This is a genomic window from Rhizobium sp. BK529 (genome assembly GCF_014194105.1).
Taxonomy (GTDB): domain Bacteria; phylum Pseudomonadota; class Alphaproteobacteria; order Rhizobiales; family Rhizobiaceae; genus Rhizobium.
This window is the reverse complement of sequence record NZ_JACIAU010000002.1, coordinates 482,172-495,421: the sequence shown is the minus strand read 5'-3', so window position 1 is coordinate 495,421 and position 13,250 is coordinate 482,172. Positions and strand designations below refer to the sequence as shown.

Below are 13,250 nucleotides of genomic sequence, written 5' to 3'. Positions count from 1 at the left end.
TGACGCTGAATTTCTGGTGTTTTTATTGTCAGGCGTCTTCTGGGTCGACGAGCAACGCAAGGGCACGGTAGCGCTACCAGATACGAGCGTCAAGTTTTGTTCGGCTGCGGATTTATGGCGTTTTGGAAAAGCTCTTATTCAAATTGCGACATATGCGTGAAGCAAGAAACCGGCAGTCCCGACATCACCTAGCCGCCTGCTGGCGACGAAGTTCGCCGCTGCGATCCGTGCTGGCGCGTTTTTGGATTTTGAAGCCCAAGTCGACAATCCGGTCTCCGCTGTCGTCTCCGCTCAAACGGCGACGGAGCGCCATGACGGCATGGTAGCCGGATTCCCAGCGGGGGCTGCGCACGCTAGTGATCGACGGATAGGCTGCTTCCATGATGTCGAAATCGTTGAAGCCGGCAATACCAAAATCCTCAGGCACGCGGATGCCGCGCTCCATGCATTCGAACAGCGCGCCAAGCGCCATGACGTCATTGTTGCAGAAGACGGCATCCATATCCGGATTGGCGTCCAGAAGATCGGCCATCAGCTTGCGGCCCGTCGAAGGTGTTGCAAAGCGCGGCGTTTCCCAGCCCACGCCTTCGGGAATATGGTCGCTCCTGTCGATCGGCGAGATATAGCTCGGATTATAGATGCCGGCTTCCGTCAACGTATCCTTCAGACCGGAATAGCGGCCGAAGGAGCGGCCATTCAGCCAGCCGCTCAGGAAGCCGATATGCCGATAGCCGGCCTCGATTAAATGCCGGGTGATCGCCCGGCCCGCCTCGTAATGCGAAAAACCGATGATCGTATCGATCGGTTTATCCGTCAGGTCCATGATCTGGATAACAGGGCAACGAGCATTTTCCAGCATCTCGCGGGAGCGGTCGCTCTGTTCGGTCCCGGAGACGATCATGCCAGCCGGCTTCTGCCGCAGCATCTGGGCAATCAGCCGCTCCTCTTCTTGCAGCTGGTAACGGGTGTTGCCCATCTGGATCTGCAGTTCGGTGCCTTCGACACCGTCATAGACACCGCGCAGAACATCGGAGAAGATGTTCTGGGTCAGCGATGGAACGAGCACACCAATGACATCGGCCCTGACAGAGGCAAGCGCCCTGGCGCTGAGGTTGGGAACATAGTTCAGTTCCCTTATCGCCTTGTCGATATTTGCGCGCAGGGTCGCAGAAACCTGACTCGGATCGCGCAGCGCCCGCGACACCGTGATCGCGCCGACCCCGGCCAGGCGCGCGACATCGGCAATCGTGGGACGACCATCGGTCCGTCGGCTTCGCAATCTTTTGTCTCCTCGCGGCATCTAGGAACGGCGCTGCCCCTTCCCCGGAAGGTGTCTCAGGCATTACTCAAACCGAATATGTCAATTCCAAAAAGCAACAGCGGAGTCAACGCAGGCGTAAATCGGCCGGTCCACGTAGCGCCCGCTGCTGGACATTTCTCGATGATCCAAAGGAACCTGATATCGATACGGTGCAATTGCTGCAGAGTTCGAGCGCAAGCAAGTAAGTTGAAAAATATCCCCATTTCCGGCTGGCCATCGAACGCTTTGCTGTGATTTTCCGCATCGTGGAATTTCCGGGAAAAGTCGGCGACTAAGCGCCGCTTTCATTTAGTCTGGCGACGCAAACCAACTGAAACGAGGGTGGAAATAATCATGGGATCGGAGCCTTGGTACCGCACGGCGCTGCGATGGGGACAGACCAATCTGGTCGAGATCGACCCGTCGCGTTACGACGATACATGGTGGCGGGAACACTGGCGCAAGACGCGCGTTCAAGGCGTCATCATCAATGCCGGCGGCATTGTCAGCTACTATCCGACGAAGTTTCCGCTGCATCATAAGGCCGAAGCACTGGGCGACCGCGACCTCTACGGCGAGATTGTCAAGGCGGCCCGCGAGGAAGGATTGAAAGTTATCGCGCGTATGGATTCAAACCGCGTCGCGGAAGATTTCTACCGCGCCCATCCGGACTGGATCTGCCTCGATATCGACGGCAAACCCTATCGGCAAGCAGACAAATACGTCACCTGCATCAACTCGCCCTATTACAGCGAATACCTGCCCGATATCATGCGCGAGATCATCGAGCGCACCATGCCGGACGGTTTTGCCGACAACAGCTGGGCCGGCATCCCGCGCAAGAACATCTGCTATTGCCGCCATTGCACCGAGCAGTTCTTCGCATGGTCAGGTGTAGACCTGCCTCGCCGCCATGATTGGGCCGATGAAAACTATCGCCGTTGGATCCAGTGGAATTACAAGCGCCGCACCGATCTCTGGGAATTCAACAACAAGGTCACGACCGAAGTCGGCGGCAAGGATTGCTGCTGGATGGGCATGATCAGCGGCGATATCCTGAACAACGGCAACCGCTTTATCGACCTTAAGGAAATCCTTGCCCGCAGCCCGATCGTCATGCTCGACCATCAGCGCCGCAATCTCATCGATGGCTTCGAGGACAATACCGAAACCGGCAAGCGGCTGCATGAAGTCGGCGGCTGGGATAAACTCATTCCCGAAAGCACGCCGCAATATCAGCTTGGCTCGCCAGCCTTTCGTCTCGCCAGCATGCCGCCGGCCGAAGTGCGGCTCTGGTCGTCCTCCGGCTTTGCCGGCGGCATCCAGCCCTGGTGGCATCATATCGGCTCGCTGCATGAAGACCGCCGTCAGTACAAGACGGCCGAGCCGATCTTCAAATGGCACGAAGCGAACCAGGATATTCTGATCAACCGTCAGCCGCAGGCTGATGTCGGTGTCGTCTGGTCGCAGAGCAACCACGACTATCACGGTCGCGACAAGGCGAACGACCGCACGATGAACCCCTATCGCGGAGCGACGCGGGCACTCGATCGCGCCGGCATCACCTATCTGCCCGTCAACGCCGACGATATCGGCAAGGCAGCGGGACGCTTCGCCGTGCTTGTCCTTCCGAACCTTGCGACCATGTCGGACGCGCAGGTTGCCGCCGTCGAAGCTTTCGCGGCTCAAGGCGGTTCGGTGATCGCCTCGTCGGAGGCGAGCCTCTACAACGAGTACGGCGACCGCCGGACAGATTTCGCCCTTGCCAAGCTCTTTGGCGTTCATCGCAAGAGCGGTGCGCATGGTGACTTCGAGGCAGCCAACCCTGATATCGAAACCAGTGCGCGTCACACCTATCTGCGCCTCTCGCCCGAACTGCGCGCCGGTGTGCACGGTCCTTCAGACAAGACAGCTCCGAAGGCGGACGGAAGCCGCCATCCGGTGCTTGCCGGCCTCGATGAGACGGATACTCTGCCCTTCGGTGGTTATCTACCTGTCGTGAGTGTCGACGACGACGTCAAGGTTCTGGCGACCTACATTCCAGATTTTCCGATCTATCCGCCGGAAACCTCCTGGATGCGGCAGCCTTATTCGGATGCGCCCGCCATCACCGTTCGCGAAAACGGCAAGGGCAAGTTCGTCTGGTTAGTCGCCGATCTCGACCGTTGTTATGCGCGGGACGACCAGTTCGAGCATGCGCGCCTGATCACCAATGCCGTGCGCTGGATGCTTGCCGATCGCTCGCTTCTGAGGCTCGAAGGCACGCACGGTCTCGTTACGGCCGTGCTCTATCAGCAGGACAGACGGCAGATCGTTCACCTGAACAACCGCGTGCTGGTCTCCCGCGTGCCGGGCCGCCAAAACGAGCTCGTGCCGATCGGTCCGGTAACGCTGCGCCTGCGTAAACAGACCGGCAAGGCTGTCTCCCTTGCAAGCCTCAGGGTTGCCGGGAAGACGGTGAAGGTCAGCGACGAAGGCAGCGAGATCGCCATCGATGTCGGTGCAGTCCTCGATCACGAAGTAATCGTTGTCGACTGGTCCTGATTGGCAAAAGAAAACCGCCGGTACATGCGGGTCGGCGGTTGACTTGAGCGAGCAGAGTGTTTCGCGTCAGCTCGCCATGGCGTTGAACGGCGGCATCTCCCCACTGAGAGCCGTCGTCAACTGCGCCGAGGTTTCGGTCAGCAGGCGTCCCAGCACCGGAACCCGCTGCGGCGTGATCCTTGATGCAAGGCTCGACAGCGATATGGCGCAAATCGCCTCGCCTTGATGGTTATAGACGGCAGAGGCCACGCAGCGCAGGCCTGATACCAGTTCCTCATCGTCGACCGCATACCCGTCCGCCCGGATTCTATCGAGATCGGCACGCAATGCTGCCTGGCCCGTCAATGTATTCGCCGTAAAGCGCCGGCTTCCTTCGCGCGAGAGGATCGCTTCGAGATCCTGCTGTGAGTAGGTTGCGAGAATGGCCTTGCCCATGGCGGATGCCGTCATCGGCACCCGGCTGCCGACGCGAGCGACGGTGCGGGTGATATCGCGGCTTTCAACACGATCGACGAAGACGACCTCGCCGTCGTGGACGAAACCGAGATTGGCAGTTTCGCGCGTCTGATCGCGCAGTCTTCTGAGATATGGGAGCGCGGTAGCGACGAGATTGCTCTGGCGGGTGAAGACCGAACCGATGGCAAAGGCCTGCCGGCCGATATGCCACATGCGATCATTAGGATTGTATTGGATGAATTGCCACTGCTCCAACGTCGTCAGAATGCGGTGAACCGTCGAGGGCGCCAAGCCCGTACGGCTGGCGAGATCGACCAAGCGGTTGCCATCCTCTTCCGTTCCCATCGCTTCGAGCAGCATCATGGCGCGGTCGATCGACTGAACGCGCCCGTGAAGACTTTTCTCCTCCACATGCTCTCCCATGCGTCTCCTCCGTTGCTATTTCCAAGCGTCTCCCCGGCGCTGTCGATGCTGATGGTAACGCTACCATGTAACAGCGTCAACGGCGGAAACGCGGTTAACCGGAGCGAAAAACGCCTCCTCACGGGATCGTGCGCCTTGCCGGCAGCAAGTCCGGCGATATCTTGCGACCGAACTGGCGTAGGTTTGAAGAGGTCGGAAATGTCGCGAAACTATCTGCGGCAATTCATTAGACCTGGGCAGTTTTCCTGTTTATTAATAACAGGATGCCTCAAGAGCCGATCTTGTTTCGCGCCACGTCCACAGCAGATATTTCCGCTGTCATGCCCCTACTCTCTCGAATCGATCTCCCCCAGAGTATATGGCTGCAAATGGATCTTGCCGGGCCGTCCCGAATCCGCCGGATACACGCTTGACAAAACTGGGGTGCCTGTATTTTATTCAAGCCTGCGGATTAGGCAAAGTGCCCCGTAACCTTACATGACTCCGACAGTCGCTGGGCAGTTTCGCCCCATGATGGCCCCATCGCGGATGGATGCCCTCATGGGGTTTTTGGTTTTTGGCTAACAGATGAATGATGCGTTGAAAATCGGCATTCTTTACTCCACCACAGGGCCTTACGGCTCGATGGGGCGCGACGCGCGCGATGGCGCGGAATTCGCAATCGCCGAATTTGCCGCAACGAGCGATCGGCCGATCGAACCGGTTTTCTTCGACCCGCAGGCCGATCTTGCCGCCTATCTCGAGGGGGCGCGTCATCTGTTGCGTGCCGGCTGCCGCCATATCATAGGCACCATTACCTCTGCTTCCCGCAAGGAGGTCATCCCGCTCATCGAGAAACATGACGGCCTGCTCTGGTATATGTGCCCCTATGAGGGTTTCGAGGCGAACGAGAATGTTATCTATGTCGGCGGCTGCCCAAATCAGCACCTGCTGCCACTCTTCGAACATCTGATTCCGCGCTACGGAAACCGGCCTTATCTCGTCGGTGCGAACTATGTCTGGGGCTGGGAGATGAACCGGCTCGCTCGCGAACTGACCACCAACGCCGGTGGCGAGGTTCTTGGCGAGCGTTACCTGCCGCTCGAGGAAACCGCAGTCGAGCGGATCGTGGCCGATATTGAACAGCGCCGGCCAAGCTTCATCCTGAACAATCTGATTGGGCCATCGAGCTATGCCTTCCATCAGGCAATCCGTCGGCTTGCCGATCGCGACGCGACCTTCAGGCCGGAGAACTGCCCTGTTGTCAGCTGCGACCTGATGGAATGCGAGCTTGACGATATCGCGCCGGGTGCCGCGATCGGCCAGCTCTGCGCTGCCTCCTATTTCGACAGCGTCGTAACCTCGGAAAATGCCGATTTCAAGCAACGTGTCGTCATGCATCACGGCGCTCCGCGTCGGATTTCCAGCGTTTTTGCCAGTGCCTATACTGCGGTTCGCCTTTGCGTCGAAGCAATCCTGGCTGCCGGCGGGGACGAGCCTTCCGCTGTGCGTCACGAACTCTATAGCAAAAGCTGGGCGACGCCCTTCGGCGCGCTCAACATCGATAGGGACACAAACCACGCTGCCTTGCCTTTCCATCTCGGCCGTATCAATAGCCAGAACGGTTTCGACGTGATCGCATCCCGCCCGCCACTCGCTGCCGATCCCTATCTGACCGGCCGCAATAAATCGGCCTCGCCGAAATTGCGGGTGGTGTCATGAAGGAAACGCCCAATTTCACAGGCTGGCATGCCGTCGTTCTACACCGCGAAGACGGCAATACCGATAGACTGATCCGTCAACTGCGTCTTCTCGGCTTATCCGCAACGCTGCAATGGGCACCGCTTTCAGCCGCAAGCGTACCCGATCTCGTCATCGTCGATGCCGACCAGGGTTTTGACGATCTCCTGCCCTGGAGCGGTGCCGCTTCGACATGCCCGGTTGTCGCGCTGCTCGGCTCGGAAGCGCCAGGCCGTATCGCATGGGCGCTTGTCCAGGGTGCCGGCGCGATCATCGCCAAGCCGATTGCGGCCTCCGCCGTCTATCCGGCCCTCGTCATGGCCGTCTCTATTCATCAGGAGCGCAAAGGTGTTGTCGAGCGCCTGCAATATCTCGAAGAGCGCGTGCGCCTGCGCCCGCTCGTGCATGCCGCCGTCGAAAAGCTGATGAAGGCGCATGGGATCGATGAGGAACGCGCTTATTCAATCCTGCGCAATTGCGCCATGCGCCGCCGCCTGCCGATGGAGCAGATCGCCGCCTTCATCATCGGTGGCATAGAGCCCCTGCCGGAGGCCGGCTGATGCGTGTAATCAAAGCAATGCTGCGGCAGCCGACCGCTCTCTTCGGCCTTATCGTCGTGCTCGTCGTCATCGGTCTTGCAGTGGCCGCACCCTGGATCGCGCCCTTCAATCCCGATGAGCAGATGTTCGACGGATTGTCTCTGGAAGGTGCGCCGTTGCCGCCCGGCGGCCCCTATCTGCTCGGCACGGATACACTGGGGCGCGACCTCTTCTCGCGGATGCTCTTTGGCGCCCGCACCTCGCTTGTCATCGGCCTCGTTGCCAACGGCATTGCGGTCGCGATCGGCCTCTTCATCGGCATTCTCGCAGGCTATATGCGCGGCATCGTCGGCAACATCCTGATGCGTTTCACCGACCTGATGATGGCTTTCCCGGCCTTGCTGCTGGCGATCGTTCTTGCTGCACTGCTGCGACCTAGTCTCTGGATCGTTGCGATGGTGATTGCGCTCGTCAACTGGGTACAGGTCGCACGCATCGTCTATACGGAGACGCGCGGACTTGTGGAGCGTGATTTCATCATGGCGGAACGCTCGCTTGGCGCCGGCCATATGCGCGTGCTTTTCCTGCATATTCTGCCGCATCTGATGCCGACGGCAATCGTCTGGGGCACCCTCGGCATTGCAACCACCGTGCTGCTCGAAGCGACACTCTCCTTCCTCGGCATCGGCGTGCAGCCGCCGCAGCCCTCGTGGGGCAACATCATCTTCGAAAGCCAGAGCTACTTCCAGGCGGCGCCCTGGCTCGTTTTCTTCCCCGGCGCGATCATCCTTCTGACGGCGCTTTCCTTCAATCTCGTCGGGGATGCTCTGCGCGATATCCTGGATCCGACCCAGCGCGGGAGAGGCTGATGTTTTTCCTCGCCCTTCGCCGTCTTGTCCAGGCCGCCCTCATCCTTCTCGGCGTTGCCGCCATCACCTTCGTGCTGCTCTACGCACTGCCCGCCGACCCAGCGCGTATGATCGCCGGGCGCAGTGCCACGGCGCAGACGGTCTCGAATATCCGTCACGAGCTTGGCCTCGACCAGCCCCTACTCGTGCAGTTCAGCACCTATCTTACCAATCTCCTGCACGGCAATCTCGGTCGATCTTACGCGCAGAAGACGGAAGTCTGGACGCTGATTACCGCCCGCCTGCCGGCAACGCTTGTCCTCATGCTGGCCGGCATCCTCGTGGAAGTAGCCCTTGGATTGACGCTCGGCACGATTGCCGCCGTGCGCCGCGGCGGTTTCGTCGACCGGCTTGTCATGACGGCCTCCTTCGTCGGGGTTTCGGCGCCGCAATTCGTCCTCGCGCTGCTGCTTCTTTACGTCTTTGCCGTAACGCTCGGATGGCTACCCATGAGTGGCTACGGCACTTTTGCTCATGTCGTGCTGCCAGCCTCCACCCTAGGCGTCCTTGGCGCCGGCTGGTATGCACGCATGGTACGATCAGCGATGATCGACGTCCTCAATCAGGACTATGTCCGCACCGCCCGCGCCAAGGGCCTCTCTTCGCGTCGCATCATTTTCCGCCATGCTTTGCCGAATGCCATCCTGCCGATCATCGCCATGATCGGCATCGACATCGGCCAGTTCATGGGCGGCGTGGTCGTTGTCGAGGCGGTCTATGGCTGGCCGGGCATCGGCCAGCTCGCTTGGCAAGCCATCCAGCAGGTCGACATCCCCATCATCATGGGCGTCACGCTGACCTCAGCGCTCGCCATCGTCATCGGCAACCTGCTCGCCGATCTCGTTGCGCCGCTCATCGATCCACGCATCCGCACACGTTGAACGCAACCAAAGAAGGGGAACACGAATGTTCAAACGCTGGCTTCGACATACGACAATGGCAACGATGGTGGCACTCGCCCCCTTCACCGCCAAGGCGCAGGAAACGCCTAAGCAGGGCGGCGATATTGTCGTCACCTACAAGGATGACATCACCACGCTTGACCCGGCCATCGGCTACGATTGGGTCAACTGGTCGATGATCAAGAGCCTCTATTCGCGGCTGATGGACTACGAGCCCGGCACGCCACACCTCATCCCGTCGCTAGCCGAGAGCTTCACCGTTTCACCTGACGGCCTCACCTATACATTCAAGCTGCGCAAGGGTGTGAAGTTTTCGAATGGCCGCGAAGTTGTTGCTTCCGACGTGAAGTATTCGATCGAGCGTGCCGTCAATCCAAAGACGCAAGGCCCCGGCGCCGGCTTCTTCGGTGCTATCCAAGGCTTTGATGAGGAAACAGGCGGCAAGACTGAGACGCTTTCGGGCATCGAGACGCCGGATGACGGCACTGTTGTCTTCCGTCTGTCGCGTCCGGATGCAACCTTCCTGCACGTTCTCGCCATCAATTTCGCATCGGTCGTGCCGAAGGAAGCGGTCGAAGCGGCTGGCGGCGATTTCGGCAAGAAGCCGGTCGGCTCCGGCACCTTCATTCTGAAGGACTGGACCATTGGCCAGCAGCTCGTTTTCGAGCGCAACAAAGACTATTTCGTGAAGGATATGCCGCATCTCGATAGCTTCAAGGTCGAAGTCGGTCAGGAGCCACTTGTGGCATTGCTGCGCCTGCAAAAGGGCGAGGTCGATATTGCCGGCGACGGCATCCCGCCGGCAAAGTTTCTGGAAATCAAAAACTCGGCCGATGGCGCGCAGATGATCGTCGATGGCGAACAGCTGCACACCGGCTACATCACACTCAACACCAAGGTGAAGCCCTTCGATAACGTCAAGGTGCGTCAGGCCGTCAACATGGCCATTAATAAGGATCGCATCGTCCGCATCCTGAACGGCCGCGCCACACCTGCCAATCAGCCGCTGCCGCCGCTGATGCCAGGCTACGACAAGTCCTTCACCGGCTATGCCTATGATGTCGCCAAGGCAAAGGCGCTGCTTGCCGAAGCGGGCTTCGCCGACGGCTTCGAAACCGTGCTCTACTCGACCAACACCGATCCGCAGCCGCGCATCGCTCAGGCGATCCAGCAGGATCTCGCCGCGATCGGCGTAAAGGCTGAAGTCCGGGCTCTCGCCCAGGCCAACGTCATTTCTGCCGGAGGCACGGAAGGTGAAGCGCCGATGATCTGGTCTGGCGGCATGGCCTGGATTGCCGACTTCCCGGATCCGTCGAACTTCTACGGCCCGATCCTTGGCTGCGCCGGCGCTGTTCAGGGCGGTTGGAACTGGTCCTGGTACTGCAATGCCGATCTCGACAAGCGCGCCGTTGCTGCCGACTCCATGTCCGATCCGGCAAAGTCCACCGAGCGCACCGCAGCCTGGGGCAAGGTCTTCACCGACATCATGGCCGATGCGCCGTGGGTTCCCGTCATCAACGAGCGTCGCGTCGTGGCCAAGTCGCTGCGTATGGGTGGTGCGGACAACATCTACATCGACCCGACCCGCGTCATCAATTACGACGCGATTTTCGTGAAGCAATAAGCCCTAAGGAAACAGTGTCTTCCCGGGCAAACCGGGAAGGCATCATAAAATCGTGGGAGACACCTTATGTGCATTGCCTGCACGCACACCATTCACCGCGCCCAGCATAACTTCGGTTGGAACAAGGACTTCGCACCGGCCGCGGTCGCCAAGCCCGGAGAAACCATCCATTTCGAATGCCTGGATTCTTCCGGCGGCCAGCTCGGTCGCGATGCGACGCTGGATACGCTGAACAATCTTGATTTCGGTAAGATCAACCCGGTTTCCGGCCCCATCTATGTCGAGGGCGCCAAGCGCGGCGATGCGTTGAAGGTAACACTGCGCAAGTTCATTCCCTCGGGCACCGGCTGGACGGCCAATATTCCAGGCTTCGGCCTACTGGCCGATCAGTTCAAGGACCCGGCATTACATGTCTGGTCCTATGACGCCAATAGCATGACGCCAGCCCTTTACGGCCCCGGCGGCCGTGTGCCGCTCAAGCCCTTTGCCGGCACCATCGGCGTCGCCCCCGCCGAGCCTGGTACTCATTCGGTCGTACCGCCTCGCCGTGTCGGCGGCAATATGGATATTCGTGACCTGACTGCCGGTGTCACTCTTTATCTGCCGATCGAGGTCGAAGGAGCACTCTTCTCCATCGGCGATACACATGCCGCGCAGGGTGATGGGGAAGTCTGCGGCACGGCGATCGAAAGCCAGATGAACGTCGAAGCGACGATTGAACTCGTCAAAGATGCCCGCCTGCAGACGCCGCGCTTCACGACGACCGAACCGGTCACCCGCCATCTAGACGGCGCGGGCTATGAGGTCACCACCGGCATCGGCCCCGACCTGATGACCGGCGCACGCGAAAGCGTCATGCGCATGATCGACCTTCTGACAGCTGAGCATGGCATGAGCGCCGTCGATGCCTATCTGCTCTGCTCGGTCTGCGGCGATCTGCGCATCAGCGAAATCGTCGATATGCCGAACTGGGTCGTCTCCTTCTACTTCCCGAGGATCGTATTCGCGTGATCGACGCCATGCCCGCCGCACCCGTTCTCAGCGTTCGCAATCTTAGCGTCGATGCGCGAACGCCAGAGGGTCGCAAACCGGTTCTGAAAGATATCAGCTTCGACCTCGCCAGCGGCGAAACGCTTTGCCTTGCTGGCGAATCCGGCTCCGGCAAGTCGGTGACGTCGCTATCAATCATGGGATTGCTGCCCAAAGCCTCTCTCAGGGTCGCCTCTGGCAACATCATGCTCGGCGAGCGCGATCTGCTGCATCTGTCCAACCGGGCCATGCGCAGCGTGCGCGGCGGCGATATAGCCATGGTCTTCCAGGAACCGATGACCTCACTCAACCCGGTCATGTCGATCGGCGCGCAATTGACGGAGGCGATCCGGGAACATCAGGGCAGAGAGAATGCCGACACGGTCGCGATGCAGATGCTCGATGCCGTGCAGATCACCGATCCGGCACGGCGGATGAAGCAATACCCTCACGAACTCTCGGGCGGCATGCGCCAGCGCGTGATGATCGCCATGGCGCTCTCCTGCCGCCCCAAGGTGTTGATCGCCGATGAACCTACCACGGCGCTCGATGTGACGGTGCAGGCGCAGATACTCAAGCTCATGCGCGAGCTGAAATCGGAATTCGGTACGTCGATCATCCTGATCACCCATGACATGGGCGTCGTCGCCGAGATGGCCGATCGTGTCGTCATCATGCAGAATGGCGGGATTGTGGAGGAAGGCTCGGCGGCCACCGTTTTCCGTACGCCGCGGCAGATCTATACGCAGCAATTGCTCTCGGCCGTGCCGCGCCTTGGTGCCTTTGCTGGTACCGACGGTCCGCCGCGCATAACCTCACGCAGCGTCGAAACCCTGCACCCCGACCGCACCCCCGTGCTGAACGTGCGTGGCCTTAACGTCACCTATGGCAGCTCGGCAAGCTTGCTCTTCAAGGGCAAAGCACCGGCTGCAGCCGTCAGCGACATCTCATTCGATATTCTGCCAGGTGAAACACTCGGCCTTGTCGGCGAAAGCGGATCAGGAAAATCGACGACGGGCAAGGCGGTGCTCGGCCTCATCCCGTTCACGGGCGACGTGGTCATCGACGGCCGCAATATCGCCAACCTCGGCCATCGCGCAATGCAACCTGTACGCCGCACCGCGCAGATGATTTTTCAGGACCCGTACGCTTCGCTCGATCCGCGCATGGCGGTCGGCGCTGCAATCGCCGAACCATTGGTCATTCACGGCATCGCCAGCAAGTCCGAACGAAAGGACAGGGTTGCAGAACTTCTACGCCGTGTCGGCCTGACGGCAGACGCCGCCACACGCTATCCGCATGAATTCTCCGGCGGCCAGCGCCAGCGCATCTGCATTGCGCGCGCACTTGCACTTGAACCGAAGCTGATCGTTGCCGACGAAAGCGTTGCGGCACTCGACGTCTCCGTGCGCGCGCGCGTGCTAGACCTGATGCTGGAACTGCAGGAAAGCATGGGGCTCTCCTATCTCTTCATCTCGCACGACATGGCGGTTGTCGAACGCATGTCCCATAAGGTCGCCGTCATGCGTAGCGGCAGGATCGTCGAAACCGGCACGCGCCGTCAAATCTTCGAACACCCGGAAGAGGATTACACGAAGGCCCTGATGGCCGCCGTTCCGATCCCCGATCCTGAAGCGCGGCGAGCACAGGTCTGAGTTCCTAGAAGCGGAGCAGAAGCGCCTCCTTTGCCTTGTAGCGTTGGCGAGGCTTGCCTTGGCCGGCGCGAATCATCGCTCAAAATCGAATTGCGGCACAGTCGGATGGCTGTCCGGCCTGCCACATAAACATATTTTTCGGCCGTATTTT

Annotated in this window: 10 protein-coding genes; 8 read left to right on the top strand and 2 right to left on the bottom strand. The window is 59.9% G+C overall.

What is annotated here, in order from left to right; translation table 11 throughout:
• Positions 1-184: 184 nt before the first annotated feature.
• The gene (locus tag FHX08_RS19340; RefSeq protein ID WP_245508310.1) at positions 185-1,279 is read right to left on the bottom strand and encodes a LacI family DNA-binding transcriptional regulator; all 1,095 of its coding nucleotides are present in this window, start codon (positions 1,277-1,279) and stop codon (positions 185-187) included.
• A gap of 375 nt (positions 1,280-1,654) precedes the next feature.
• On the opposite strand from FHX08_RS19340, the gene FHX08_RS19335 reads away from it, so the two are divergent.
• Complete coding sequence (locus FHX08_RS19335; RefSeq protein WP_132655163.1) at positions 1,655-3,844, top strand: alpha-amylase family protein; 2,190 nt, start codon at positions 1,655-1,657, stop codon at positions 3,842-3,844.
• A 66-nt stretch (positions 3,845-3,910) separates the two neighbouring features.
• On the opposite strand, the gene FHX08_RS19330 is transcribed toward FHX08_RS19335, so the two are convergent.
• Positions 3,911-4,723: an IclR family transcriptional regulator gene (locus tag FHX08_RS19330; protein ID WP_132655161.1), complete on the bottom strand. Its 813-nt coding sequence runs from the start codon at positions 4,721-4,723 to the stop codon at positions 3,911-3,913.
• Between the two features lie 567 nt (positions 4,724-5,290).
• Here FHX08_RS19330 and FHX08_RS19325 point away from each other — a divergent pair.
• The 7 genes from FHX08_RS19325 to FHX08_RS19295 all read left to right on the top strand — a co-directional run bounded on the left by FHX08_RS19325 (position 5,291) and on the right by FHX08_RS19295 (position 13,099).
• Positions 5,291-6,424, top strand: a complete 1,134-nt coding sequence (locus FHX08_RS19325) for a transporter substrate-binding protein (protein ID WP_132655159.1) — start codon at positions 5,291-5,293, stop codon at positions 6,422-6,424.
• Positions 6,421-7,002 (top strand): ANTAR domain-containing response regulator, encoded by a 582-nt coding sequence (locus tag FHX08_RS19320; RefSeq protein WP_132655157.1) that lies wholly within the window; start codon positions 6,421-6,423, stop codon positions 7,000-7,002. The genes FHX08_RS19325 and FHX08_RS19320 overlap by 4 nt, the downstream gene beginning before the upstream one ends.
• The gene (locus FHX08_RS19315; RefSeq protein ID WP_132655155.1) at positions 7,002-7,850 is read left to right on the top strand and encodes an ABC transporter permease; all 849 of its coding nucleotides are present in this window, start codon (positions 7,002-7,004) and stop codon (positions 7,848-7,850) included. Before FHX08_RS19320 ends, FHX08_RS19315 begins: the two co-directional genes overlap by 1 nt.
• Entirely contained in the window at positions 7,850-8,770 is a 921-nt protein-coding gene (locus FHX08_RS19310) for an ABC transporter permease (protein ID WP_132655153.1), read from the top strand. The genes FHX08_RS19315 and FHX08_RS19310 overlap by 1 nt, the downstream gene beginning before the upstream one ends.
• A gap of 25 nt (positions 8,771-8,795) precedes the next feature.
• On the top strand, positions 8,796-10,415 hold the full coding sequence (locus tag FHX08_RS19305) for an ABC transporter substrate-binding protein (protein ID WP_132655151.1): 1,620 nt from the start codon (positions 8,796-8,798) through the stop codon (positions 10,413-10,415).
• Between the two features lie 66 nt (positions 10,416-10,481).
• Complete coding sequence (locus tag FHX08_RS19300; RefSeq protein WP_132655149.1) at positions 10,482-11,426, top strand: acetamidase/formamidase family protein; 945 nt, start codon at positions 10,482-10,484, stop codon at positions 11,424-11,426.
• Positions 11,423-13,099, top strand: coding sequence for an ABC transporter ATP-binding protein (locus FHX08_RS19295; RefSeq protein ID WP_132655147.1), 1,677 nt, complete (start codon positions 11,423-11,425; stop codon positions 13,097-13,099). The genes FHX08_RS19300 and FHX08_RS19295 overlap by 4 nt, the downstream gene beginning before the upstream one ends.
• The last annotated feature ends 151 nt before the right edge of the window (positions 13,100-13,250 follow it).

What these genes read in the sequence shown, in the direction of transcription:
- FHX08_RS19335 (WP_132655163.1), top strand. Translation starts at nt 1,655, where the DNA reads ATGGGATCGGAGCCTTGGTACCGCACGGCGCTGCGATGGGGACAGACC.
- FHX08_RS19330 (WP_132655161.1), bottom strand. Translation starts at nt 4,723, where the DNA reads ATGGGAGAGCATGTGGAGGAGAAAAGTCTTCACGGGCGCGTTCAGTCG.
- FHX08_RS19305 (WP_132655151.1), top strand. Translation starts at nt 8,796, where the DNA reads ATGTTCAAACGCTGGCTTCGACATACGACAATGGCAACGATGGTGGCA.
- FHX08_RS19320 (WP_132655157.1), top strand. Translation starts at nt 6,421, where the DNA reads ATGAAGGAAACGCCCAATTTCACAGGCTGGCATGCCGTCGTTCTACAC.
- FHX08_RS19310 (WP_132655153.1), top strand. Translation starts at nt 7,850, where the DNA reads ATGTTTTTCCTCGCCCTTCGCCGTCTTGTCCAGGCCGCCCTCATCCTT.
- FHX08_RS19300 (WP_132655149.1), top strand. Translation starts at nt 10,482, where the DNA reads ATGTGCATTGCCTGCACGCACACCATTCACCGCGCCCAGCATAACTTC.
- FHX08_RS19315 (WP_132655155.1), top strand. Translation starts at nt 7,002, where the DNA reads ATGCGTGTAATCAAAGCAATGCTGCGGCAGCCGACCGCTCTCTTCGGC.
- FHX08_RS19325 (WP_132655159.1), top strand. Translation starts at nt 5,291, where the DNA reads ATGAATGATGCGTTGAAAATCGGCATTCTTTACTCCACCACAGGGCCT.